This is a genomic window from Qipengyuania profundimaris (assembly GCF_030717945.1).
GTDB lineage: Bacteria > Pseudomonadota > Alphaproteobacteria > Sphingomonadales > Sphingomonadaceae > Qipengyuania > Qipengyuania profundimaris.
In genome coordinates this window covers 1,422,466-1,445,216 of the sequence record NZ_JAVAIM010000001.1, presented here as the reverse complement: position 1 = coordinate 1,445,216, position 22,751 = coordinate 1,422,466, and the positions used below count along the sequence as shown (strand labels likewise).

Genomic DNA, 22,751 nt, shown 5'->3' with positions numbered 1-22,751 from the left:
TTTTTGTCAAGGCTCGCAGCGGCCGAGGGCGGTACTCCGCCCGACAGACAGAAAAGACACGATGAAGATACATGATCTGATTACGACTTCCGACGCGCTGGCCGATTTGTGCGAGCGTCTGGCGAAAAGCGATTTCGTCACCGTCGACACCGAATTCATGCGCGAGAACACCTATTGGCCCGAACTGTGCCTGGTGCAGATCGCAAACGAGGAAGAGGCCGCGGCGATCGACCCGCTGGCCGACGGGATCGACCTTTCCCCCCTTTGGGACCTGATGTGCGACAACGAGGACGTACTGAAGGTTTTCCATGCGGGCGGGCAGGACGTCGAGATCGTCTATAACTTCACCGGCAAGACCCCGCATCCGATCTTCGACACGCAGATCGCGATGATGGCGATCAGCCAGTCCGAACAGATCGGCTATGCCAATCTCGTCGAAAGCTGGCTCGGCATCACGGTCGACAAGGGCGCGCGCTTCACCGACTGGAGCCGCCGCCCGCTGACCGACCGGCAGATCGAATATGCCATCGGCGACGTGACGCACCTTTCGAAGATCTTTCCCAAGATCCTGAAGAAACTGATCAAGACCGAACGCGGCGGCTGGCTCGATGCGGAGATGGACAAGCTGGCCGATCCGGAGAACTATGCCAACGACGCAAGCCAGGCGTGGAAGCGCATCCGCTCGCCCGGTCGCAATCCGCAGGTGCTCGGCCGGCTGAAGGCGCTGGCCGCGTGGCGCGAGGGCGAGGCGCAGCACAAGAATATTCCGCGCGGCCGCATCATGCGCGACGAGACGCTGGCCGATATCGCCAGCCATCCGCCCAAGAAACAGCCCGACCTCACCAAGGTGCGCGGCCTGTCGAATGCGTGGAAAGACAACGACATCGGCAAGCGTCTGATGAAAGTGCTCGAAAAAGCCGAGCCGCTGTCGAAAGACGAAATGCCCGACAAGCCGAAACGCGGCGCACCGCTCGGCAAGGAAGGCGCGCTGGTGGCGGACCTCCTGAAGCTGCTACTCAAGATCCGCGCCCGCGAGATCGATGTCGCCGCCCGTTTGCTGACCAAGGCGGACGAGATGGAAGCCCTCGCCGCCGGCGTGCGAGACCTGCCGATCCTGAAGGGCTGGCGCTACGAGGTGTTCGGCAAGGACGCACTCGAGCTGGTCGAGGGCCGCATGGCCTTCGCCGTGCGCGACGGGCGGCTGCTGATGACCCACATCGACGACATGCAGAACGAGATGGTCGAAACGCAGGCGGCGGAATAGGCGCGGACCTGTGAGCACCTACCTCCCCACTCTCAAGCAGCTGCAATATCTCGTTGCGCTACACGAGCATGGCCATTTCGGCCGCGCGGCGGAGGCGAGCTTCGTGTCGCAGTCGACGCTCTCTGCCGGGATCCGTGAGCTGGAATCGCTGCTCGGTGTAACGCTTGTCGAGCGTAGCCGCCGCGTCGTGCGGTTCACCGCGCTCGGCAATCAGGTGGTGGACAAGGCGCACCGCATCCTGCGCGAGGCGGAGGAGCTGGCGGACCTCGTGCAGGCCGCGGGCAAGCCGCTCGCAGGGCAACTCCGCATGAGCGTGATCCCGACCATCGCCCCCTTCCTCCTGCCGCGTTTCCTGCCGCGCCTGCGAAAGGAGCGGCCCGATCTCGAGCTGTTCCTACGCGAGGAGACCAGCCACGACGCGGTCGAATCGCTTCAGCACGGGCGGGTGGATTGCGTGCTGCTCGCCCTGCCCTTCCCGACCGGCGAGGTGGAGATGGCGCATATCGCCGATGACGAGCTTTACGTCGCTTTCCCCGAAAACGACCCGCGCGATCCGCCCGAGACGGTCCCGCCGAGCATGATCGACGACGGCCGCCTGCTGCTGCTGGAAGACGGCCACTGCCTGAAGGACCACGCGCTGGCCGCCTGCAATCGCCCCGAACTGCGCGGTTCGACCACCATGATCGGCACCAGCCTGCATACGCTGGTGCAGATGGTCGACAATGGCCTCGGCCTGACGATGCTGCCGAAATTGGCGGTCGATGCGGGCATATTGAACGGTACCAAGGTCGTCGCCCGCCCCCTCAAGAGCAAGAGCGCCACCCGCGAAATCGCCCTGATCTGGCGCAAGAACTCGCCCCGCCGCGACGATTTCGAGTTGCTGGCGGAGGAGTTGCGGGCGGGGTGAGCGAGAGGCTGCTTGGGGCGCTATGGCCCCAAGAGCGGAAGTTCAGCTCGCGACCCGATTGCGGACACTGGACTCCATCGAACCAGGAACCGTTCGGCGACGAATTTCCGCAGGAAGAGAATATGGAAACGGTCAAAACAATCAAAAGCCTCGACGGCAATCGGGAACTTGAAATTTACCGTAACGAGAATGGCCTCTACAGCTACACGAACTTCCGTAAGCACCACAACGAGTACAAACCTTCCCCTGAATCAGAATATTGGACGCCTCAAGAGAAAGGGGGCCTCTTTGAGACTGCTGATGCAGCAGAGTCTGACGCTAGAGCTAATCATGGTTGGGCTCGTGAATGAGATAAGGGGGAGGCGGATAATGTCCCCTTTCCACCCACAGGCAGACATTCCGCCGATTTTCCTACAGAACCACTTTCTGCCATTCGGGCCAGATGTTTAGCGGATCGAATAGACCAAATTGCAGCTCGAACCGCGCATCGGCCTGTCTCGAATGACAAGTCTGAAAGTGACACATCAGTCCAGCAAATTGCCCGCAATTCCCCGCCCTCCGGGCCTTCCCGCCCAAAGCGCAGTTTCGCAAAATACCCCGATCAGCGGTCCACGACCCCGCTCAGTCCATGTGTTTCAAGCCGACCCGCAGATAGTCCCAACCCGTAATCACCGTCAGCACCGCCGCCGCCCACAGGCTCACGAGGCCGTAGGTGTGGGGCACGTTCGCCTCCATCGCGCCGATCGTCACGGTCCAGTTTGGCAGGCCCTGCCCCAGAATCAGCGAGCCGAGTGCCATCATCTGGAAGGTCGTCTTCCACTTGGCGAGGCGGCTGACCGGGACCGAGACCTGCAGCGGGCCGAGGAATTCGCGCAGGCCCGATACGGCGATTTCGCGCATCAGGATGATCAGCCCGGCGATCACATGCGCGTCCCCCACATAGGGCCCGCGCAGCACGCCCTGCGCCGCCAGCACGAGGATCACCGCGGCGACCATGATCTTGTCGGCGATCGGATCGAGGAAGATGCCGAGCTTCGACACCGTCCCGCTGGTGCGCGCGAGATAGCCGTCGAAATAGTCGGTGATGCCCATCGCGCAGTAGAGCACGAAGGCGGCGAGATAGCCTTGCTCCCACCCCGGCCACCACAGCAGGAAGGCCAGCAACGGGATCGCAAAGATGCGCGTCAGCGTCAGGATGTTGGGCAAGGTGAGCATCGCCCCTCCCCTAGCGAGTTACGGCTCGCCGCAAAAGTCGCCGATTGTCCTTGTCCGCTACGGCGTTGCGCCTCTACACGGGTCGCCGAGTGACGGGGCCATTCCCGGGGGGTCATGCTTACATCCACGCATCTGCTGCGCACGAGGCGGTTCCTGCCGCTGTTCGTCACGCAGCTGTTCAACGCCTTCAACGACAACCTCTACAAGACCACGATGGTCCTATTCGTAGTCTATGCGGTCTACAGCGACCCGGCGACCGAGGCGAGTTTCAGCGGGCTGGCATCGGGGCTGTTCATCCTGCCCTTCTTCCTCCTCTCCGCATTGGCCGGGCAACTGGCCGACATGCGCGACAAGGCGAAAATCATCCGCACGGTGAAAGCGTGCGAGATCGGGCTGATGATCATCGGCGCGAGCGGGCTCTACCTCGCCTACAACGGCATCATGGTGCACACGGTGGCGATCCCGCTGCTGCTGCTGGCGCTGTTCCTGACGGGCGTGCAATCGACCTTCCTCGGCCCGATCAAATACGCGATCCTGCCGCAGCATCTGAAGAAGGACGAGGTGCTGGCTGGCACCGGGCTGGTCGAGGCGGGGACCTACGTGGCGATCCTCGCGGGCACGATCCTCGCCGGGCCGATCGCGGTGGACTATACCGGCTGGGCGGCCATCGGCATTATCGTGACCGCCTGCATCGGCTATCTCGTCAGCCGGCAGGTTCCTTCCGCCCCGCCGATGGGCGAGATCGAGAAGCTCGACTGGCATATCCTGCGCGCCTCGGTGAAGCTGGTGCGCGACACGATGCACAATAAGGAAGTCTACTACGCGATCCTGGCGATCAGCTTCTTCTGGACCATCGGCGCGGTGCTGTTCATCCAGTTCCCGCCGCTGGCCAAGAATACGATCATGGCCAGCCCCGAAGTCGCGAGCCTGTTCCTCGTGGTCTTCTCCATCGGCGTGGCGATCGGTTCGGTCGCGGTCAATGCGCTGCTGAAAGGCCGCGTTTCGGCGCGCTACTCACCCGTGTCGGTGATCGTCATGGGGCTATTCGTGGTTGCGTTCTACGTGGTCGCAAAGATGTGGCAGGCCGACCAGCCGGAGACATTGCTGTCGGTCAGCGAGTTCATCGCCTGGCCCATGGCCGCAATCCTCCTGCTCTGCTTGCTGGGCATTTCCATCGCCGGAGGTATGTTCGTAGTGCCACTCTACGCTTTCCTCACGACGCGCGTCTCGCCCGACCGCGCATCGCGCACGATTGCGGCGAACAATATCGTCAATTCGGGAGCGATGGTGGCCGGCTCGCTTGCGGCCATGGCGCTGAGCGCGGCGGGCGTGCCGATTACCGAGCAGGTGCTGCTGTGCGCGGCGATGTGCCTGTTCTCGGCATGGCTTGGCAAGCGGCTGGTCGCAGCGGAGAACGCCGCAGCCGAAGTGGCGGCCGCAGCAGGCGCCTAGATGATGAAGGCGAGCACGGCAGCGACGGTCGCGAAATAGGTCGTGGCGACACCGCGTACATCGCTTGCGGTAAGAGCCCAGCTGACCGGCTCGCTCGCCGGCATATCGGCGAAGGCCATGCGGCGCTGTGGCAGACTTGCCCGGAACCAGTGCCGGGCGGCTTCGCTCGAAAGGACAAGTGCGCGTCTCATAGTGGGGAATTAACGCTTTCTTAACTGTTTGGTATCCCCCCGGCTTTCAACTGTCGCAAAACGGAACGAAACGGCACAAATTAACCATGTTCGCCGATTGCCAGCCGCATGGCGCGGGGGTAGTCGCGCTACCATGAGAGAGACCCACACCCCCGCCGCCGCCCGCCTGCTGGTCGATTGCCTGATCGAGCAGGGGTGCGACCGGATCTTCACCGTGCCGGGCGAAAGCTTTCTTCAGGTGCTCGACGGGCTGGGCCAGCAGGATGCGATCGATGTGGTCACCTGCCGACAGGAAGGCGGCGTCGCCTTCATGGCCTGCGCCGACGGAGCGATGACCGGGAGGCCGGGCGTGGCCTTCGTCACCCGCGGCCCGGGCGCGACCAATGCGAGCATCGGCGTGCATGTCGCGATGCAGGATTCGCAACCGATGATCCTGTTCGTGGGCGACGTCGACAGCTCGATGCGCGACCGAGAAGGATTCCAGGAGGTCGATTTCACCGCCTTCTTTACGCCGATCGCCAAATGGGCGGCGCGGATCGACAGCGCGGACCGGATACCGGAGTATATCGCCCGCGCCTATGCGACCGCCATCTCGGGCCGACCGGGCCCGGTCGTGCTGGCGCTACCCGAGGACATGCTGAGCCGGGACACCGACGCCACGCCCCGCCCGCGGGTCGAGCGCCCGGCGCAGGCACCCTGCCCCGATGCCATGCAGGCGATGATGGCGCTGATCGCGGATGCCGCCGCGCCGCTCGCGATTATCGGCGGGGCGGGCTGGAACGCCAAGGCCCGCGAGCATTTCCAGCTGTTCGCGGAACGGCTCGGCATTCCGGTGGCGACGGCATTTCGCAGGCAGGACGCGATTTCGCCCAGCAGCCCGGTTTACGCCGGAAATCTCGGCTACGGTCCAAACCCCAAGCTGGTGGAGCGGGCGAAAGATGCCGACCTGATCCTGGCCGTCGGTGCCCGGCTCGGCGAGGCAACGACTGACGGCTACACCGTCCCGCCGCTGACCGCGCCGGACCGCACACTGATCCACATCCACCCCGATGCGAACGAGCTCAACAGCGTCTATCCCGCCGATCTCGCGATCTGCGCCAGTATGGACGAATTCGCCGAGAGCGCCGCGCTGTGGGACGAGGGCGAGGTGATCGACTTCGATGCCGGAGCCGAGGCACACGCCGAATGGAAAGAGTGGGCCACGGCACATCCCAACGGCCACACGCTCGACATGGGACAGGCGGTGCAATTCATGCGCGACACCCTCCCCGCCGACACGATCGTCTGCAACGGCGCGGGGAATTTCGCCGGGTGGTGGCATCGCTACTGGCGCTACAACAGCTATCCCAGCCAGCTCGCCCCGACCTGCGGCGCGATGGGTTATGGCGTGCCTGCCGCCGTAGCTGCTGCGCTGCGCTTTCCCGCGCGAACGGTTGTGGCAGTAGCAGGCGATGGCGATTTCCTGATGAACGGACAGGAACTGGCGACGGCTGTCCAGCACGGTGCAAACCTGATCGTGATCGTCGTCGATAACGGCGCTTACGGCACCATCCGCATGCACCAGGAACGCGAGTTCCCCGGTGAGGACCGGATCAGCGCGACGCGCCTCGCCAATCCTGATTTTGCGAAGATGGCTGAAGCTTTCGGCGGCTGGTCCGCCACCGCGCAGACGACCGAAGAGTTCAAGGAAGCGTTCGTGGCCGCCGAAGGCCTCAGCGGACTGCGCCTGATCCATTGCCGCATCGATATCGAGCAACTCGCGGCAAGCGGTGCAAGCGTCAGCGGGCTGCGCGAACGCTAAACGCGAAGAAGGGCCGCCCCGGTATTCCGGAGCGGCCCTTCTGTGCATTAGGCTAGGCGACCTTAGATGTCGTTGCCGAGCTTGCCTTCGACCTCGCCCTTGAACTGCTGGGCTTCGCCCTTGGCTTCCTGCTGGCGACCTTCGGCGCGCGTCTCTGGATCGTTCGACTGCTGCTTCACATTGCCGGCAGCTTCGTTGGCATTGCCTTTGATCTTTTCGGTAAGTTCACCCATGGGCTTTCTCCTGTGTCGTGGAGCGCAATTTTCTGCGCTGTTACAGGCAATTAACGGTCACCTAGCCCTGTGGTTCCGCTTGGCTGCGCCAGTGCGAAACGACAACGCGACAAGGCGAAATCAACGCTTCGTCATCCCGCCATCGACCATATATTCCGACCCGGTCACATAAGACGCGGCATCGGACAGCAAGAACAGCGCCACATTCGCGACTTCCTCTGCATCTCCGAACCGGCCGAGCGGGACCTGCGACTTCACCTGCTCGCGAAATTGCTCTTCGCGCTTCTCGTCCATGTCGGCGCGCTGGATGAAGTTCGTCTCGATCGGCCCGGGCGAGACCGCGTTCACGCGGATGTTCCGCTCCGCCAGCGCGCTGGCCCAGCTGCGTGCGAGCGAGAGGCAGGCAGCCTTGGTCGCTGCGTAGACGGCGCCTTGCGCCTGGCCGAGATAGGGCGCGACCGAAGCGCTGAGCAGCACCGCGCCGCCGTCTTTGATGTCGTCCATCAGCTCGGCCATCTGCAAGACCGGCCCGCGAACATTGGTGTTCATCATCTGGTCGAAGAAATCGGCGTCGTTCTTCTGGTTCGGGCGAAACTTGCCGTAACCGGCATTGAGCCACAGCCCGTCGATGCCGTCCCATTTTTCGCGTACGGCTTTCGCTAGATCCGCGACCGCGCCCGGATCGGAAGCATCGTTCTTGAGCACGAGCGACCCTTCCGGCAACGCTTTGCGTGCATCCTCGAGATGGTCGTCGCTATGGCCGGTGACGGCCACACGGCCGCCCTCGTTGGCGATCGTCTTGGCGGCTTCGAGGCCGAAGCCGCTGGTGCCGCCGGTAATCAGGACAGTCTTGTTTTCGAAACGTTTCACGGGGTTCTCCTGGTGAATGAATGTGCTTCAATCCACCAACCACGTGCCCTGCGGCCCCGTTCCTTCGCTTTGCCGCGTCAGATGCCCGCCATCTCTAGAATGACCGACCATTCCTCCGGCTTGATCTCCGCCACCGACAAGCGCGACAGTTTCACCAGTTCGCAGTCGGCCAGCTGCGGCTCTGCCTTGATCTGCTTGAGCGAGACCGAGCTAGGCAGCTTGGTCTTGGGCTTCACCTTCACCGCGGCCCACTTGCCTTCCGGGTCGGTCGGATCGGTGATCCCTGCCACGCTCACCTCGCAAATGCCGACGATCTCCAAGCCTTCGCGCGAGTGATAGAAAAAAGCCTGATCGCCCACTTCCATGGCCGCGAGATTGTTCTTGGCACGGTGGTTGCGAACGCCGTCCCACGTGCCTTCCTTTTCGGCGACGAGGTCGTCCCAGCTATATTTGAAGGGTTCCGATTTCATCAGCCAATAGCGCATCGCGTGCTTCGTCCTCTTCGTGTTCCGGGTCTTGCGGGCGCGGCCTAGCCTCTGGCGCTTGCCGTGGCCAGAGCCGCGACCCGAAACTGCGAGGTTAACCGCTTCTTAGGGCGCGCCCGATACTTCGTGCCAATCGAATTCTTGGGGGCCCTCATTGTCTGAGCAATCGTCAGCGTCGTCAAAGGCAGAACGCGCCGGTCGCCCTGTCCTGCCCGCGCGGCGCGATCACGATATGGTCACTCTCGGAATCGCACTGGCCGCGATCATCCTTTTCGTCGGCACGGCGGGTGTCGTCCTGCCGACCCTCATTCGCGCCTTTCAGGGTGCCGCTCCCTCGCCCGATATCGCGCTGACCAATGCTCTGCTGCTCAACATCGCGCTCATTCTGCTGGGCTGGAACCGCTACAAGGCCCTGAATGCAGAGCTTGCGCGCCGCTGCGCATCCGAGGAAGAGGCGCGCCGTCTCGCTGACATGGATCACCTTACGGGCTGCTTCAACCGCCGTAGCCTGACGGTTGCTCTCGCCGAGCTGCTGGCCGAAAAAGCCCATCGCGAACGCGCGCTCGCAGTGGTCGCCGTCGACCTCGACAATTTCAAGCAAATCAACGATCTCAACGGCCATTTGGCGGGAGACGAGGTGCTGCGAGCGATCGCACTTCGGATTGAACGCCTGACGCCCGAGGGCGGCCTGCTGGCGCGCTTGGGCGGCGACGAATTCCTGTGCGTCGTCCCATACCACCCTCAGGTCCCGGACCGGATCGACCAACTTGCTTCGCGCATGATCGAGAGCGTCGCCGTGCCGGTCGATCACGAAGGCAATTCGATCGACGTCACGATTTCCGTCGGCATTGCATCGAGCACCCAGCTGGAGCTTACCGGTCAGGCCACCGTCTCGGCCCAGAAGCTGATGCACAAGGCGGATATCGCCATGTATCACGCCAAAAAGCAGGGCAAGAACCGCTTCTTCTGGTTCGAACCGCCGATGGAGAACGAGCTGCGTTTCCGCAACGAGCTGGAAACCGGCATTCGCCGCGGCATCGCGCAGGGCGAATTCCGCCCCTACTACGAACAGCAGGTGGATCTCGAAACGGGTGAACTGACCGGTTTCGAAATGCTGGCTCGTTGGGACTCGCCGGAACTCGGCGTGATCGGCCCGGACATCTTTATCCCCATCGCCGAGGAAATTGGCGTCATCGGCGAAATGAGCGAGAGGTTGATCTCGCAGGCGTTCGAGGATGCCAAGCAGTGGGCGCCGGAGCTGACGCTGTCGGTCAATATCTCGCCCGTGCAGATGCGCGATCCGTGGTTCGCGCAAAAGCTGCTCAAGCTGATGGTGAAGCACAATTTCCCGCCCAACCGGCTAGACATCGAAATTACCGAAAGCTGCCTGCACGAGAATATCGGCATGGTCCGCTCGATGATCACCTCGCTGCGCAACCAGGGCGTACACGTCAGCCTCGACGATTTCGGCACCGGCTATTCGAGCCTCTCCCAGCTTCGCACCCTGCCTTTCGACAGGCTCAAGATCGACCGTGCCTTCATTTCGGAACTCACCGACGAAGCGCATGGCGGAAAGCTGGTCGATGCGATCATCTCGATGGGCGACGGGCTCAAACTGCCGATCACGGCCGAGGGTGTCGAAAACGAGCAGGTGCTCGAGGCGCTGAAGGCAATGGGCAAGCTTAAGGGACAGGGCTATCACTACGGTCGTCCGGAGCCTGCCGACAAGGTGCTCGAGCGCTTGCAGAAACAGGGCCGCCTGTCCGAGGGCGATGCGAGCAACGTGACCGCTGTCGATTTCGGCGACAAAGGCTCTTCGGCACGCGAAAGCGACGCGCGGGCCAGCTAGGCGGCCCTGCGCACTGGACGCTGCGGCTGCCAGTGCATAGATGCGCCGCATCATGCGCGTCGAATTTTCCAAGATGCACGGTCTCGGCAACGACTTCATCGTGCTCGATGCGCGCAAGGTCAGCTTGCCTGCCATCGACACCGGCGTCGCGCGTGCGCTGGCGGACCGGCGTACGGGGATCGGCTGCGACCAGTTGATCGTGCTGGAGCCGAGCGAGACTGCGGACTTCCGCATGCGGATTTTCAATCACGATGGCGGCGAAGTCGGGGCTTGCGGTAATGCCAGCCGTGCAGTGGCTTTGTTGCATGGCGCTGCGGCGAGCGTCGAGACGTCGGGCGGCACGATCAGGGTGGAACCGACGGAGAATGGCGCGAGCGTCGATATGGGCGAGCCCCGCTTCGACTGGAATGCTATCCCGCTCGAATACGCGATGGATACGTCCGCAATGCCGGTCGGCTGGGACGGCCTCGACCAGCCAGGCGCGGTCAATGTCGGCAATCCGCATGTGATTTTCTTCGTCGGGGAAACCGACACAGTGCCCCTCGACAGGATCGGCCCGGAGATCGAGACCGATCCGCTGTTTCCCGAGCGCGTGAACGTAAACGTGGCGACAATCGAGAGCCGCACTCACATCCGCCTGCGCGTGTGGGAGCGTGGCGTCGGCCTGACCCGCGCTTGCGGAACCGGCGCTTGCGCCACGGCTGTCCACGCGATGCGACGCGGCCTCGTTGAGCGCGAAGTGACCGTCACCCTGCCCGGCGGCGATCTCGTCATTGCATGGGGCGAGGACAATCGCATCCTCATGACCGGCCCCGCGACAGAAAGTTATCGCGGCAGTTTCGAATGGAGCGATTTCGCGTGAGCGAAGCGCAGGTCATCTCGCTCGGCTGCCGCCTCAACATCTCCGAGAGCGAGCAGATCCGCGCAATGCTGGCGCAGGAACGCGACGTGGTGGTCGTCAACAGCTGTGCCGTGACCAGCGAGGCCGTCCGCCAGACGCGGCAGGCGATCCGGCGCGCGCGACGCGCCAACCCGCAGGCGCGCCTGTTGGTGACCGGCTGTGCTGCCGATATCGAGCGCGATCAACTCGCCGCCATGCCCGAGGTGGATGGCCTGGTGGCCAACACCGCCAAGCTCGATGCGCGTGCCTGGAATGTGCCGGTCGATACGCCGCCGATTCCGCAGGCCCGCACCCGCGCCTTCATCGCGGTCCAGAACGGCTGCGACCATGCCTGCACCTTTTGCGTGATCCCGCAGGGCCGCGGGCCGAGCCGCTCGCTGACCATTCCGCAGGTGCTGGCCGAGGTGGAGCGGCACTTGGCCCATGGCGCACCGGAGATCGTGCTAACCGGCGTCGATTTGACGTCCTGGGGCCATGATCTGCCCGACACGCCCCCGCTTGGCGCGCTGGTGCAGGCTGTGCTCGACACATTCCCCGACCTCCAGCGCCTGCGCATGTCATCGCTCGACGGGATCGAGATCGATCCGCTGCTATTCGAGCTGTTCGCGAGCGAGGAGCGGCTCATGCCGCACCTCCATCTCTCGCTACAACATGGGCATGATTTGATCCTCAAACGCATGAAACGTCGGCACCTGCGCGATGATGCGGTGGACCTCGTTCAGCGCCTGAAGGACAAACGCCCGGACATCGCCATCGGCGCGGATCTCATCGCCGGTTTCCCGACCGAGACCGAGGAACACCACGCAGCCAACCTCGCCATCATCCGCGAGCTGGGCATCGTCCACGCCCACATCTTCCCCTACTCCCCGCGCCCAGGCACACCCGCTGCACGCATGCCTCAAGTCGACCGCGCCATCGTGAAGCGACGCGCTGCCGAACTGCGCGCTGTCGCCAGCACGACGCGCGACGCGTGGCTGGCGTCGCTCGTCGATAAGCCGCACAGCGTGCTCGCAGAGCGCGACGGGACAGGCTACACACCGCACTTCGCAAGAGTTTCCGTGCCCCAAGGCACACGCGCCGGTGACATCCTTACCGCGACGCCCACCCGATACGAGAACGGCCTGCTGCTATGAGCGACAAACCCAGCTGGACAGAGCGCCTGTTCGGCGGCTTCCGCAAAACCTCGGAAAAACTGACCAGCAACCTCACGGAAGTGGTCGGCACCGCCAAGCTCGACGATGCGACGCTGGACGATGTCGAGGATGCGCTGATCCTCTCCGATCTCGGCCCCAGCGCCGCCGCTCGCATCCGCGAAAAGCTGCGCGAGAAGCGCTTCGGGCTCGAGATCAGCGAGGCCGAGCTCAAGGAAGCCGTCGCCGAGGAAATCGCCGCGATCCTGCGCCCGGTGGCCAAGCCGCTCGAAATCACCGCCTTCCCGCGCCCGCAGGTGCTGCTGGTGATCGGCGTCAACGGCAGCGGCAAGACCACCACTATCGCGAAGCTCGCTCACCTGTTCCAGGAGGACGATTACGCCGTCATGCTGGCCGCGGGCGACACCTTCCGCGCCGCCGCGATCGGCCAGCTGCAGACCTGGGCCGATCGCATCGACGTGCCGATCGTGCGCGGCCCCGAAGGCGGCGATCCCGCCTCGATCGTCTTCGACGCGGTCAAGCAGGCGACCGACATCGGCACCGATGTGCTGATCGTCGACACGGCAGGACGCCTGCAGAACAAGCGCGAGCTGATGGACGAGCTGGCCAAGATCCGCAAAGTTCTCGGCCGTCTCAATCCCGAAGCACCGCATGACGTGGTGCTGGTGCTCGACGCGACCAACGGCCAGAACGCTCTTAGCCAGATCGACGTGTTCAGGGAGGTCGCAGGCGTGACCGGCCTGGTTATGACCAAGCTCGACGGCACGGCACGCGGCGGCGTGCTGGTGCAGGCGGCGGAACAATATGGCCTGCCGATCCATGCTATCGGTGTCGGCGAGAAGATCGACGATTTGCGGCCCTTCGACCCGGATCTGGTGGCTCGCGTAATTGCAGGGGTGGCGTGATGACCGAAGCCGATTCCAAGGCCAAGCCCAAGTCCGGCTGGCTCAATATCCTCGTCGATTACGGTCCGCTGCTGGTCTTCCTCGGCGTCTACAAGTTCTACCAGCCGCCCGCCGATTCCACCTTCGGAGAGATCGCGGCGGTAATTTACGGCACCATCGCCTTCATGATCGCAGCGGTCGTCGCGCTTGCCTTCAGCAAATTCAAGTTCGGCCACGTCAGCCCGATGCTGATCCTCTCGACCGCACTGATCGTGGGCTTCGGCGGGCTTACAATCTGGCTGCAGGATGAGCGCTTCATCCAGTTCAAGCCGACCGCGATCTACCTGCTCTTCGGCGTGCTGCTGGTCGGTGGCTGGCTGCGGGGCAAGGCGTTGCTGCAAATCCTGCTCGAGGCTGCATTCGAGGGCGTCGACCGCGATGGCTGGCTCAAGCTTTCGCGCAATTGGGGCTTCTTCTTCTTCGCACTTGCCGTGCTGAACGAGGTGCTGGTGCGGATGATGGACTTCGAAGGCTGGCTCTGGGCCAAGCTGTGGGTCTTTATGCCGCTGAGCTTCCTATTCACCTTCACCCAGATCCCGATGCTGCTGCGACACGGCCTTGCGCTGGACGACGCCGAGGAAGTGGCCAAGGACGAGCCGCCGACGGCGTAAGGCCTACCTTTCCATCGACGTTCGCGGGTCGACTTCTGGTTTGCCGCCTTACGCGCCCATGAGGAACATGTTGATGGTCAGCCGACCCTTTGCCGGATCGGCGGACAGGCTCGCACTCTTTGGAATCACACCGGAGTGAAGCGACCAGCCGCGATAGAGAATGAACCGGTCGGGCTGCGCTTCGATCTCTCCGATCATTTCGTATCGGTCGTTGTCGCCATAGTGATAGCCGGAAGACGGTTCGCCTGAGCGATCTTCGGCTCGCACCGCGCCCTCGTATCTCGCCTGTCGATCGGGAGTGATCGCCTCGAAGCCGGTTGCGCGGTGGCGATAGAATCCGGTGCCGCCGCTCTCGGGACCGAGCAAGTAGTGCATCACCGCGATCAATCCGGCTTCGGAGCCGTCGTAATGCGGGCGGCGCTGGCCGGGCGAGAGATCGTCCGCGCGCTTCGTGACGAGTGAAAATGTCGAAGCTTCGAGCTTGATACCCCGTCTGATTCCGAAAACCTTTTGTAGAACCTCGAACATGAGGCCGCGGCGACGGTCGAGATAAGAGGGATCGGCCCAGGCGCGTACGCCCGGATAGGCGGCACCGCCGGGCTGGTATTCAGCTTTCGTGGCTTGGTCGCGAAGCCTGTCGGCCATGCCGCTGAAGCCGTCGATTACGACCACGGGCTGCCGATCAGCACCGAACTGACGAACGTCGATCTGCGGGCGGGCAAGCGTCTGCATGGGGTCGATGGTCCACGGGCCGACCGCCGATGTCAAACGGTAGCTTTCGCCGGAGAGTCAGATCTCGACCTGACTCCCCAATTCGACAACACGATTGGTCGGAAGGCGGAAGAAGTCCATCGCGGTCGCCGCATTGCGCAGCATCCAAGCGAAGATCTTCTCGCGCCAGATCGGCATGCCGGGCTTGTCGCTGGCAAGCAGGGTCTGGCGGCTGAGGAAGAAGCTGGTGTGCATCATGTCGAACTTGCCGCCGCACCGCTCCATCTCCTTCAGCCCTTCAGGCACATTGGTTTCCTGCATGAAGCCATAGTGCAGGATCGCGCGGTAGAATCCGTCGCCGAGGTCGTGGATCTCGCAGCGCTTGTCGCTTTCGACATAGGGGCTGTCGGCGATCAGAACGGTCAGGATGATGACCCGCTCGTGAAGCACCTTGTTGTGCTTGATATTGTGCAGCAGCGCGCTGGGCACGCCGGCGGTCTGGCTGGCCATGAAAATCGCGGTGCCCGGCACGCGGGTGGCGGAGTTCTTGGCGCTCTTTGCGAAGATTTCGATCGGCAGCGCCGTCTCGCTCATCCGCTCGCGCATCAGCCTGCGCCCGCGCGCCCAGGTGGTGAGCAGCGTGAAGGCGACGAGGCCGACCACCAGCGGGAACCAGCCGCCGTCGGGCACCTTCACGAGGTTCGCGGCAAAATACGCCCCGTCCACGATCAGGAAGAATACCACGATCGGCAGGGCGACCCACCATTTCCACTTCCACACGCCGACGAACAACACGCCCATCAGGATCGTGTCGATGGTCACCGCGCCGGTCACCGCGATACCGTAGGCGGCGGCGAGGTTGGACGAGGTCTGGAAGGTCAGCACCAGCACGATCACCGCCACCATCAGCGCCCAGTTGATGACCGGAATGTAGATCTGCCCCGCCTCGGTTTCGCTGGTATGGCGGATCGAGAGGCGCGGCATGAAGCCCAGCTGCATCGCCTGGTGAGTGATGCTGAACGCGCCGGAGATAACCGCCTGGCTGGCGATGAAGGTCGCCATGGTGGCAAGGATCACCAGCGGCAGGCGATACTCCTCGCTCGCCAGCAGGAAGAACGGGTTGCGGACAACTTCGGCCGCCTGCTCGGGCGGCAGCCCTGCAATCATCGCGCCCTGCCCGAAATAGTTGAGCAAAAGGCATGGCATGACGAAGCCGAACCAGCTCAAGCGCATCGGGCCGCGCCCGAAATGGCCCATGTCCGAATACAACGCTTCGGCCCCGGTCACCGCCAGCACGACCGCGCCCAGCGCAAGGAAAGCGATCACGCCGTCGGTCACGAAGAACATGACCGCATAGTAGGGATTGAGCGCCCAGAGGATGTCCGGATTCTGCACGATCTGGTTGAGCCCCAGCCCGGCGATCACCGTGAAATAGACGATCATCACCGGCGCGAAAAGTGCCCCCACCTTGGCCGTGCCGCGTGCCTGCAGGAGGAACAGCCCAACCAGCAGCACCAGGGCAATGGGGATCACCAGCGGGTCGAGCCGGTGATCGACCACCGTCAGGCCCTCGACCGCTGAAAGCACCGAGATTGCGGGCGTAATCATGCTGTCGCCGTAGAACAGCGAGGTCGCGAACACGCCTAGGAGCACCACCAGCCAGGCGTATTTCGTCTGCCCGATATGGCGGCTGATCAGCGCGATCAGGGCGAGGCTCCCGCCCTGCCCCTTGTTGTCGGCACGCATCAGGATGGTGACATACTGGATCGCCACGACAACCGTCATCGACCAGAAAATCAGACTGACCACGCCCAGCACATGCATCCGGTCGATGGCGATGCCGACCGACCCGGAGAATGTCTCGCGGAAGGCATATAGCGGGCTGGTGCCGATGTCGCCGAAGACGACGCCGATTGCACCGACTGCCAAAGCCGTGCGCGATGCGCCGCCATGGCCATCGCCGTGGCCGCCGGTGGAGGGAGCACCCTCGGGCACCGGGTCCTGGATGGTCGCGCTATCGCTCATAGGAAAGAAAAGTTCGGCCGCATTGCGTCATTCGCCTGAATGGCAGGGCACTGCCCTGCGCAGGGCGCGCCGATTAGCAGCAAGCATTGCCCGCCGCAATACGATGCAACGTGGCTGTCTCATTCGGCTGCTTCGGCTTCTACCGTAGCATCTGAGACGCCGAGCAGGCCGTCCAACCGCGCGATGCGCTCGGCCAGCAGCGGGCGCCAGTCGGCGTCGTCCGGCGCACTCGCCAGCAGTTCCGCCCAGAGTTCGCGCGTGCGCTGCGGTTCGCCGGCACGCAGCCATGCGAGGCCGAGGAAATAGATCGGCGCCGGGTTGCCGAGCCCGACAGCGTCGGCACGTTCGTAGGCGTTGAGGGCTGCGGGTGTCAGCTGCCCCTCGGCATGCTCGACCAGCGAGTTGCCCAGCGCCAGCCAGGCTTCTGAATCGTTCGGGTTCTCAGCGAGGGCATTGCTGAGGAAACGCGCCGACTGGTCGAACTGGCCGCGGCGCGCGAAGGCATCGGCGGTCACTACGAAGCGGGAGGGTAGCACGCCCTCGGCATAGAATTCGCGCCGGGCCTGCACCATGGCCTCGCCCGATCGCGCGGTTTCGTCTCCGGTTGCGACGCGAGGCGCGCCCGCCTGCCCGGGCGAACCCTGAATCGCATAGCCCGCAAGCCCGAAAAGGAGCGCGGCCCCGAATAGCGCCCAAACGCTGCGCGGCAGCTTCAGCAGGAAGACGGCCCCGACGAAGGTCAACAGCGCCAGCAGCAGGATCGGCACCCAACTCACGATGCGCGCCTCCGCAAGCGGCCCGCCAGCACCACGGCTGCAACTAGCACCAGCAGCGCAGGGATTGCGAACAGCGGCCAGGTCACCGCGCTTACCTCGGGCCGATAGCTGACGTAATCGCCATAGCGCTGGACCAGCCACGCGCGCACCGCCTCCGGGTCCTCGCCCGCAGCGATACGGATGCGGACCTGGTGGCGCATGTCGCCGGCCATCGGTGCATCGCTATCGGCGATGGATTGCGACTGGCACTTGAGGCAGCGCAGCGTCTCCATCAGGTCCTGCGCTGCGGCCTCCTGCGCCGGGTCGTCGAGCTGGCGATAAGCGAACGGCGCAGGCGGCATGCTGTCCTGCGCGGCGAGCGGCAGCGCAAGGCTAAGTGCGAGCAGGCAGAGCACAATTCGGCTCATCGCGCCTTCTCCAGCTCGGCCAGCAGCGTCGGCACGTCGCTTTCGCGAATATCGCCGAGGTGCTGGTAGCGGATGATGCCCCGGCCATCGATAACGAAGGTCTCGGGCACACCCGACGAGCCGATGGCAAGCTGCACCTCCGAAAGATCGTCGCGTGCGATGCGTGTGTAGGGGTTGCCATGCTGCGCCAGGAACCGGGCCACATCTTCGGGTCGGTCGCGGATCGCGATGCCGACGATGGGCACACCCGCCTCCTTCAGACGCTCAAGCTGCGGAGCTTCGGCGATGCACGGCAGGCACCAGCTGGCCCAGATATTGAGCAGGCGCGGTGTCCCGTCCCTGAAATCGGTGGTGGCGGCGCCATTCGCGCCCTCGGTCGCGGGCGGAAGGTCGAAATAGGGCAGCGCCTCGCCGATCATCCCGCTCTCGACGAAATCGTCTTTCGGCTGGGTCAGCTGGTAGGCCGCGAGGCCAAGGAAACCTGCAAACAGGAACAGCGGAAGCCAAACGCGCCAACTCATGCCATCGCCTCCGTTTCCGCGCGCCGCTCGACGATCCGCCGCGCAATCCGCCGCCGCCGAATGTCGGCGATCACGCGACCGACCAGCGCCAGCGCCCCGCCCAGCGCGACCAGCAGGCCGCCGTACCAGATCAGCGTGACGAGCGGCTTCCACCACAACCGCAGCTGCCAGCGCCCGTCCGGCGTGCGATCGCCAATGACGGCGTAAAGCTGGCCGTTCCACCGTGTCGACAGCGCGCTCTCCGTCGTTTCCTGCGGCGGCGCCCAGAATCGCCGTGCCTGCGGGGTGAGCACGACCGGCTCCGCCCCGTCATAGGTCGCGGTTAGACGACCCTCGATGGCTGTCCAGTTGGGCCCGGCGACCGGCATCACCTCGCTCAGCGTCACGTTCCAGGGGCCGACCTGCGTGCTTTGCCCTGCCTCGACCGCCGCCAGCCGTTCCTTCGAGAAAGCGCTTTCGCTCGCCATGCCGATCAGGGCCACTGCGATGCCGAAATGGGCGATGATCATGCCCCATGTCGCCAGCGGCACGCGCTTCAGATTGCGGCCCCGCAGCGGAAGGAAACTTGCCACACCCAGCCCAATGCCGAGCGCGAGGCCCAGCAGAGGCAGGATCGCGACACCGGTGACGAAGCCGAAGAATATCAGCGACACTAAAACGAGCGCCGCAAACAGCGCCAGTTCAGGCCGGATGCGCTCCAGCCGGTCCTGCCGCCAACGCAGCAGTGGTCCGACGGCCATGACCACCAGCATCGGTACCGCAAAAATCGCCGAGACCGGATTGAAATAGGGCGGCCCAACGGACACACGCACGTCGAAGGCTTCGGTCAGCAGCGGGTAGAGCGTGCCGAGCAGCACGATCGCAAGGATTGCGCTCAGCATCACATTGTTGAACACCAGCGCGCCCTCGCGGCTGGTCGCGGTAAAGCGCTGACCTTCATTGATCGTGCTGGCGCGCAGAGCGAACAGCAACAGCGCGCCGCCGATGAAGAGGCCCAGCAGAACGAGGATGAAGCTTCCCCGCTCCGGATCGACGGCAAAGGCATGCACGCTGGTAAGAATGCCGGAACGCACGAGGAAGGTCCCCACCATGCTCATCGAAAATGCGACCACGCCGAGCATGATCGTCCACACACGCAAGGCATCGCGGCTGGCGAGGACGCTCGTCGAATGAAGCAGCGCAGTCGCAGCCAGCCAGGGCATCAGCGAGGCATTCTCGACCGGATCCCAGAACCAGTATCCGCCCCAGCCGAGTTCGTAATAGGCCCAATAGGACCCCGCCACGATTCCCAGCGTAAGGAACACCCAGGCCCCCAGCACCCATGGCCGCATTGCGCTGGCGAAGTCCGGGGTCACCTGCCGCGTCAGCAACGCGCCTACGGCGAAGCTGAAGGCGACCGAGAGACCGACATAGCCCATGTAAAGCGTCGGCGGATGGAAGGCGAGGCCGAGGTCCTGCAGCAGCGGATTGAGGCCAAGGCCCTCCGGCGCGGGCACCGGCAAGCGCTCGAACGGATTGGAGCTCAGGATCAGGAAGGCATAAAAGCCCAGCGACACGAGGCCCTGCGCCGCCAGTGTCGCCTGCATCGTGCGCTCCGGCAGACGCTTTTCGGCCAGTGCGATGAGGCCGCCGGAGAGCGACATCACCGTCACCCACAGCAGCATTGAACCTTCGTGATTGCCCCATGCGCCCGACAGCTTGAAGACCAGTGGCTTCAGCGAATGCGAATTGGCCGCGACCAGCTTCACCGACAAATCGGTGATTGCGAAAAGCCATAGCAGCATGGCGAAAGCGATGCTGGCGAGCGTTGCCTGCACGACTGCGCTCGGCCGGACCAGCCTGGCGATCTCGCTCCTATCGCCGGCGCGAACGGCGAGGAATCCGGCGGCCATCTGAAGCGCGGCAAGCGCGGCGGCGAGCCACAGCGCGGCATGACCGAGTTCGGCGATCATTCGATGCCGACCGTCGTCTCTTCGGCCATCTTCGCGGCCTGCATCTCGCTCATGCCCTCGAGTTCCTTGGGCACGTAATTCTCGTCATGCTTGGCCAGCAGATTGTCTGCCACGAAGGTGCCGTCGGGCGCCAGCCGACCCTCGGCCACGACGCCGGAACCTTCGACGAAGAGGTCGGGGGCGATTCCGCTGAAGCGCACCGGAATGCGCGAGCCATCGTTGCCTGTTACGGCAAATCGCAGCGTCACACCGTCATTATCGGTCGTGAGCGAACCCCGTTCGACCATGCCTCCCAGCCTCACGGCCTGACCCACGGCGGGCGGATCGGCCTGCATCTGCTCCGGCAAGTAGAAATAGTTCGCCTGATTGCGCAGCGCGTAGGCCGCGAGCAGCCCCGCGCCGATTAGCGCCACGATAGCCAGGACCACGAGGATCAGCCGCTGATGCTTGGGTTTGAGCGCGCTCATTTCCGCCGGCTTTCCGCGCGGCGCCGTTCGGCCCGCTTCATATCGACCCACGCCCAGGCAATCATCGCCAGCGTGCCGATGACGCCCACCGCATAGGCAGCGAGCACGAAATCCCACTGGTCGAGCGCTTCGCGCATTATAAGGCCTCGCTCGCCCGGCGGCGAAGGCGCGCTTCGGTCTGGATGTCGGCCAGCAGCGCTCGCATGCGCGCCAGCACGATCCCGCCGAAGATCAGCGAGAAGCCGACGACTGCGACCAGCAGCGGCGCAAGGTATTCGCCATCGATGGCGCTATTGCCCATGGTAATGCTCGGCGGCTGGTGCAACGAATTCCACCAGACGACGCTGCGATTGATGATCGGGATGTTGATCGCGCCCATCAATCCGAAGATCGCCGGGATGCGGGCGCTCACTCCCTCACGGGCAGCGGCTTGCGCCAGCGCGATATAGGCGGCGTAGAGGAAGGCGAGCACCAGCATGCTGGTCAGCCTGCCGTCCCACACCCACCACGTCCCCCAGGTCGGCCGCCCCCAGATCGATCCGGTGACGAGGCAGATCAGCGTGAAGACGAGGCCGGGCACTGCCGCTGCACGCGCGGCAAGTGCCGCGAGCGGGTGCCGCCACACGAGGTATACGAGGCTGGAAATAGCAATTGCGGTCCATCCTCCCATGCCCAGCCATGCTGCGGGCACGTGCAGGAACAGGATGCGCACCGTCTCACCCATCAACCGGTCGGGCGAAACCTGCGTCAGCCCCCACCACAGCGCGCCCGCGCTCGACACGAGTCCTGCAACAAGCAACAGCGGCGTCAGCCAGCTGGCGAGCGTTAAAAACCGTTTGGGATTGGCGAAGCCGTGCATGATGTAAGCCGTGCGCGCGCTTTTACAGGCCCGCGCCTGACCCGCAAGTGAAGATGGGCCTCAGGCGCGCCCGATCAAGCGCTGCGCCATGCGATCGGCGACCTGATCGGGAGAAAGGCCGCTTTCGTCGCTCTCCTTCCAGATCTGCTCGAGACGACCGGGGATTTGCGCAATGCGCTTGCGGACCTCGTTGATGTCGCACGGCGCTTTGTCACACCGGCAGAGGTATTCGAGCGTCACCGAGATGATGCCGCCAGCGTTGATGACATAGTCCGGCGCGTAGAGAATGCCGCGCTCTGCCAGCATGGGGCCATGTTCGGGCCGTCGCAGTTGATTGTTCGCCCCGCCAGCCACGATTTTACAGTCCAGCCGGGCAATCCCTTCGTCGTCGAGCACTGCACCAAGCGCATTCGGACTGAATACGTCGCAGGCAATGGACATGACCGCATCGGGCGCGGCGGTATCGGCTCCAAGTTCCGTGGCCAGCGATTCGGCGCGGTCCTGATTGACATCCGACAGCGTCAGCTTCGCACCCTCCTTGGCGAGGAGCCGCGCGACACCGCCACCGACGCTGCCGGTGCCCTGAATCGCGACATGCACGCCTTCGACGCTGTCCTTGCCGAGCTTGTGCTGCACCGCGGCCTTGATGCCGAGGAAGATGCCAAGCGCGGTGAAGGGCCCCGGATCGCCACCCGCGGCGTCCTCGCCCTCGACCGGAAGGCCGGAGACATATTGCGTGCGCTCGGCGACGGCCGCCATGTCGGCTTCGGAGATACCGACGTCCTCGGCGGTCACATACTTGCCGCCGAGACCTTCGACGGCATCGGCGAAAGCGGCGAGCATTTCGGGCGTCTTGCTCTTGTCTTCCGGTGCGAGGATCACGGCCTTGCCGCCGCCCATGGGCAGGCCGGCCATGGCGTTCTTGTAGCTCATCCCGCGCGAGAGGCGCAGGGCATCGCGCATCGCATCGCCGGGTTCGGCATAATGCCAGAAGCGCGTACCGCCCGCGCCCGGGCCGAGATGGGTGGAATGGAGCGCGATTATCGCCGTGAGGCCGCTTTTCCGGTCACGCACGAAATGCACGAGTTCGTGATCGTCGTAGTCCGCTTCGGTCCAGAAAGCCGTCATCGCCAAAATGCCCCTGCAAGCTGTGCGGAGC

25 protein-coding genes are annotated in these 22,751 nt (G+C 64.1%); 10 read left to right on the top strand and 15 right to left on the bottom strand.

The features are described from left to right. The first annotated feature begins 61 nt into the window (after window positions 1-61). The 3 genes from rnd (at window position 62) to Q9K02_RS07115 (ending at window position 2,521) form a co-directional block, all read left to right on the top strand. Window positions 62-1,264, top strand: a complete 1,203-nt coding sequence (rnd, locus tag Q9K02_RS07125; protein WP_305932265.1) for a ribonuclease D — start codon at window positions 62-64, stop codon at window positions 1,262-1,264. Between the two features lie 10 nt (window positions 1,265-1,274). Beyond that, window positions 1,275-2,171 carry a hydrogen peroxide-inducible genes activator gene (locus tag Q9K02_RS07120; protein ID WP_305932264.1) on the top strand — a complete coding sequence of 299 codons (897 nt, stop codon included), beginning with the start codon at window positions 1,275-1,277 and terminating at the stop codon, window positions 2,169-2,171. A 122-nt stretch (window positions 2,172-2,293) separates the two neighbouring features. Further along, a complete protein-coding gene (locus Q9K02_RS07115; protein ID WP_305932263.1) occupies window positions 2,294-2,521 on the top strand; it encodes a hypothetical protein in 228 nt (75 codons plus the stop codon). 271 nt (window positions 2,522-2,792) lie between these two features. On the opposite strand, the gene pgsA is transcribed toward Q9K02_RS07115, so the two are convergent. Next, entirely contained in the window at window positions 2,793-3,386 is a 594-nt protein-coding gene (pgsA, locus tag Q9K02_RS07110) for a CDP-diacylglycerol--glycerol-3-phosphate 3-phosphatidyltransferase (protein ID WP_305932262.1), read from the bottom strand. A gap of 114 nt (window positions 3,387-3,500) precedes the next feature. Between pgsA and Q9K02_RS07105 the strand changes: the two genes are divergently transcribed. Continuing rightward, on the top strand, window positions 3,501-4,838 hold the full coding sequence (locus Q9K02_RS07105; RefSeq protein ID WP_305932261.1) for an MFS transporter: 1,338 nt from the start codon (window positions 3,501-3,503) through the stop codon (window positions 4,836-4,838). On the opposite strand, the gene Q9K02_RS07100 is transcribed toward Q9K02_RS07105, so the two are convergent. Next, entirely contained in the window at window positions 4,835-5,029 is a 195-nt protein-coding gene (locus Q9K02_RS07100; RefSeq protein ID WP_305932260.1) for a hypothetical protein, read from the bottom strand. The two genes, Q9K02_RS07105 and Q9K02_RS07100, sit on opposite strands and share 4 nt — an antisense overlap. Before the next feature lie 133 nt (window positions 5,030-5,162). Between Q9K02_RS07100 and Q9K02_RS07095 the strand changes: the two genes are divergently transcribed. Then, a complete protein-coding gene (locus Q9K02_RS07095) occupies window positions 5,163-6,830 on the top strand; it encodes a thiamine pyrophosphate-binding protein (RefSeq protein WP_305932259.1) in 1,668 nt (555 codons plus the stop codon). A 62-nt stretch (window positions 6,831-6,892) separates the two neighbouring features. Here Q9K02_RS07095 and Q9K02_RS07090 read toward each other — a convergent pair whose 3' ends face one another. The 3 genes from Q9K02_RS07090 to Q9K02_RS07080 all read right to left on the bottom strand — a co-directional run bounded on the left by Q9K02_RS07090 (window position 6,893) and on the right by Q9K02_RS07080 (window position 8,418). After that, on the bottom strand, window positions 6,893-7,063 hold the full coding sequence (locus Q9K02_RS07090; protein ID WP_305932258.1) for a CsbD family protein: 171 nt from the start codon (window positions 7,061-7,063) through the stop codon (window positions 6,893-6,895). A gap of 120 nt (window positions 7,064-7,183) precedes the next feature. Next, window positions 7,184-7,933, bottom strand: a complete 750-nt coding sequence (locus Q9K02_RS07085) for an SDR family oxidoreductase (protein ID WP_305932257.1) — start codon at window positions 7,931-7,933, stop codon at window positions 7,184-7,186. A 77-nt stretch (window positions 7,934-8,010) separates the two neighbouring features. Then, window positions 8,011-8,418 (bottom strand): EVE domain-containing protein, encoded by a 408-nt coding sequence (locus tag Q9K02_RS07080; protein ID WP_305932256.1) that lies wholly within the window; start codon window positions 8,416-8,418, stop codon window positions 8,011-8,013. A 232-nt stretch (window positions 8,419-8,650) separates the two neighbouring features. Here Q9K02_RS07080 and Q9K02_RS07075 point away from each other — a divergent pair, with 232 nt between their 5' ends. Genes Q9K02_RS07075 through Q9K02_RS07055 form a run of 5 tightly spaced genes read left to right on the top strand, consistent with a single transcriptional unit; the run spans window position 8,651 to window position 13,874 of the window. Continuing rightward, on the top strand, window positions 8,651-10,267 hold the full coding sequence (locus Q9K02_RS07075; RefSeq protein ID WP_305932255.1) for a putative bifunctional diguanylate cyclase/phosphodiesterase: 1,617 nt from the start codon (window positions 8,651-8,653) through the stop codon (window positions 10,265-10,267). Between the two features lie 52 nt (window positions 10,268-10,319). Then, window positions 10,320-11,129, top strand: coding sequence for a diaminopimelate epimerase (gene dapF / locus Q9K02_RS07070; RefSeq protein WP_305933470.1), 810 nt, complete (start codon window positions 10,320-10,322; stop codon window positions 11,127-11,129). After that, on the top strand, window positions 11,126-12,301 hold the full coding sequence (gene mtaB, locus Q9K02_RS07065; RefSeq protein ID WP_305932254.1) for a tRNA (N(6)-L-threonylcarbamoyladenosine(37)-C(2))-methylthiotransferase MtaB: 1,176 nt from the start codon (window positions 11,126-11,128) through the stop codon (window positions 12,299-12,301). The genes dapF and mtaB overlap by 4 nt, the downstream gene beginning before the upstream one ends. Continuing rightward, window positions 12,298-13,224, top strand: coding sequence for a signal recognition particle-docking protein FtsY (ftsY, locus tag Q9K02_RS07060; RefSeq protein ID WP_305932253.1), 927 nt, complete (start codon window positions 12,298-12,300; stop codon window positions 13,222-13,224). The genes mtaB and ftsY overlap by 4 nt, the downstream gene beginning before the upstream one ends. Then, a complete protein-coding gene (locus Q9K02_RS07055) occupies window positions 13,224-13,874 on the top strand; it encodes an inner membrane-spanning protein YciB (RefSeq protein ID WP_305932252.1) in 651 nt (216 codons plus the stop codon). The genes ftsY and Q9K02_RS07055 overlap by 1 nt, the downstream gene beginning before the upstream one ends. Window positions 13,875-13,922: 48 nt before the next feature. Here Q9K02_RS07055 and Q9K02_RS07050 read toward each other — a convergent pair whose 3' ends face one another. From Q9K02_RS07050 to Q9K02_RS07005, 10 genes are all read right to left on the bottom strand, one after another. Next, window positions 13,923-14,606 carry a DUF6445 family protein gene (locus tag Q9K02_RS07050; protein ID WP_305932251.1) on the bottom strand — a complete coding sequence of 228 codons (684 nt, stop codon included), beginning with the start codon at window positions 14,604-14,606 and terminating at the stop codon, window positions 13,923-13,925. A gap of 57 nt (window positions 14,607-14,663) precedes the next feature. After that, a complete protein-coding gene (locus Q9K02_RS07045) occupies window positions 14,664-16,610 on the bottom strand; it encodes a potassium transporter Kup (protein WP_305932250.1) in 1,947 nt (648 codons plus the stop codon). Between the two features lie 119 nt (window positions 16,611-16,729). After that, window positions 16,730-17,386 carry a tetratricopeptide repeat protein gene (locus Q9K02_RS07040; protein WP_305932249.1) on the bottom strand — a complete coding sequence of 219 codons (657 nt, stop codon included), beginning with the start codon at window positions 17,384-17,386 and terminating at the stop codon, window positions 16,730-16,732. Beyond that, on the bottom strand, window positions 17,383-17,793 hold the full coding sequence (locus tag Q9K02_RS07035) for a cytochrome c-type biogenesis protein (protein WP_305932248.1): 411 nt from the start codon (window positions 17,791-17,793) through the stop codon (window positions 17,383-17,385). The genes Q9K02_RS07040 and Q9K02_RS07035 overlap by 4 nt, the downstream gene beginning before the upstream one ends. After that, the gene (locus Q9K02_RS07030) at window positions 17,790-18,314 is read right to left on the bottom strand and encodes a DsbE family thiol:disulfide interchange protein (protein ID WP_305932247.1); all 525 of its coding nucleotides are present in this window, start codon (window positions 18,312-18,314) and stop codon (window positions 17,790-17,792) included. The genes Q9K02_RS07035 and Q9K02_RS07030 overlap by 4 nt, the downstream gene beginning before the upstream one ends. Further along, window positions 18,311-20,266, bottom strand: a complete 1,956-nt coding sequence (locus Q9K02_RS07025; protein WP_305932246.1) for a heme lyase CcmF/NrfE family subunit — start codon at window positions 20,264-20,266, stop codon at window positions 18,311-18,313. The genes Q9K02_RS07030 and Q9K02_RS07025 overlap by 4 nt, the downstream gene beginning before the upstream one ends. Continuing rightward, window positions 20,263-20,733, bottom strand: coding sequence for a cytochrome c maturation protein CcmE (ccmE, locus tag Q9K02_RS07020; RefSeq protein ID WP_305932245.1), 471 nt, complete (start codon window positions 20,731-20,733; stop codon window positions 20,263-20,265). The genes Q9K02_RS07025 and ccmE overlap by 4 nt, the downstream gene beginning before the upstream one ends. Next, complete coding sequence (locus Q9K02_RS07015) at window positions 20,730-20,870, bottom strand: hypothetical protein (protein WP_305932244.1); 141 nt, start codon at window positions 20,868-20,870, stop codon at window positions 20,730-20,732. Before Q9K02_RS07015 ends, ccmE begins: the two co-directional genes overlap by 4 nt. Beyond that, complete coding sequence (gene ccmC / locus Q9K02_RS07010) at window positions 20,870-21,592, bottom strand: heme ABC transporter permease CcmC (protein WP_305932243.1); 723 nt, start codon at window positions 21,590-21,592, stop codon at window positions 20,870-20,872. Before ccmC ends, Q9K02_RS07015 begins: the two co-directional genes overlap by 1 nt. Before the next feature lie 60 nt (window positions 21,593-21,652). Further along, complete coding sequence (locus Q9K02_RS07005) at window positions 21,653-22,720, bottom strand: Leu/Phe/Val dehydrogenase (RefSeq protein ID WP_305932242.1); 1,068 nt, start codon at window positions 22,718-22,720, stop codon at window positions 21,653-21,655. Between the last annotated feature and the right edge of the window lie 31 nt (window positions 22,721-22,751).

Excerpts from the sequence above, each read along its gene's own strand:
- rnd (WP_305932265.1), top strand. The coding sequence starts at position 62 with ATGAAGATACATGATCTGATTACGACTTCCGACGCGCTGGCCGATTTG.
- Q9K02_RS07115 (WP_305932263.1), top strand. The coding sequence starts at position 2,294 with ATGGAAACGGTCAAAACAATCAAAAGCCTCGACGGCAATCGGGAACTT.
- pgsA (WP_305932262.1), bottom strand. The coding sequence starts at position 3,386 with ATGCTCACCTTGCCCAACATCCTGACGCTGACGCGCATCTTTGCGATC.
- Q9K02_RS07105 (WP_305932261.1), top strand. The coding sequence starts at position 3,501 with ATGCTTACATCCACGCATCTGCTGCGCACGAGGCGGTTCCTGCCGCTG.
- Q9K02_RS07100 (WP_305932260.1), bottom strand. The coding sequence starts at position 5,029 with ATGAGACGCGCACTTGTCCTTTCGAGCGAAGCCGCCCGGCACTGGTTC.
- Q9K02_RS07095 (WP_305932259.1), top strand. The coding sequence starts at position 5,163 with ATGAGAGAGACCCACACCCCCGCCGCCGCCCGCCTGCTGGTCGATTGC.
- Q9K02_RS07090 (WP_305932258.1), bottom strand. The coding sequence starts at position 7,063 with ATGGGTGAACTTACCGAAAAGATCAAAGGCAATGCCAACGAAGCTGCC.
- Q9K02_RS07080 (WP_305932256.1), bottom strand. The coding sequence starts at position 8,418 with ATGCGCTATTGGCTGATGAAATCGGAACCCTTCAAATATAGCTGGGAC.
- Q9K02_RS07075 (WP_305932255.1), top strand. The coding sequence starts at position 8,651 with ATGGTCACTCTCGGAATCGCACTGGCCGCGATCATCCTTTTCGTCGGC.
- dapF (WP_305933470.1), top strand. The coding sequence starts at position 10,320 with ATGCGCGTCGAATTTTCCAAGATGCACGGTCTCGGCAACGACTTCATC.
- ftsY (WP_305932253.1), top strand. The coding sequence starts at position 12,298 with ATGAGCGACAAACCCAGCTGGACAGAGCGCCTGTTCGGCGGCTTCCGC.
- Q9K02_RS07055 (WP_305932252.1), top strand. The coding sequence starts at position 13,224 with ATGACCGAAGCCGATTCCAAGGCCAAGCCCAAGTCCGGCTGGCTCAAT.
- Q9K02_RS07050 (WP_305932251.1), bottom strand. The coding sequence starts at position 14,606 with ATGCAGACGCTTGCCCGCCCGCAGATCGACGTTCGTCAGTTCGGTGCT.
- Q9K02_RS07045 (WP_305932250.1), bottom strand. The coding sequence starts at position 16,610 with ATGAGCGATAGCGCGACCATCCAGGACCCGGTGCCCGAGGGTGCTCCC.
- Q9K02_RS07035 (WP_305932248.1), bottom strand. The coding sequence starts at position 17,793 with ATGAGCCGAATTGTGCTCTGCCTGCTCGCACTTAGCCTTGCGCTGCCG.
- Q9K02_RS07030 (WP_305932247.1), bottom strand. The coding sequence starts at position 18,314 with ATGAGTTGGCGCGTTTGGCTTCCGCTGTTCCTGTTTGCAGGTTTCCTT.
- Q9K02_RS07025 (WP_305932246.1), bottom strand. The coding sequence starts at position 20,266 with ATGATCGCCGAACTCGGTCATGCCGCGCTGTGGCTCGCCGCCGCGCTT.
- ccmE (WP_305932245.1), bottom strand. The coding sequence starts at position 20,733 with ATGAGCGCGCTCAAACCCAAGCATCAGCGGCTGATCCTCGTGGTCCTG.
- Q9K02_RS07015 (WP_305932244.1), bottom strand. The coding sequence starts at position 20,870 with ATGCGCGAAGCGCTCGACCAGTGGGATTTCGTGCTCGCTGCCTATGCG.
- ccmC (WP_305932243.1), bottom strand. The coding sequence starts at position 21,592 with ATGCACGGCTTCGCCAATCCCAAACGGTTTTTAACGCTCGCCAGCTGG.
- Q9K02_RS07005 (WP_305932242.1), bottom strand. The coding sequence starts at position 22,720 with ATGACGGCTTTCTGGACCGAAGCGGACTACGACGATCACGAACTCGTG.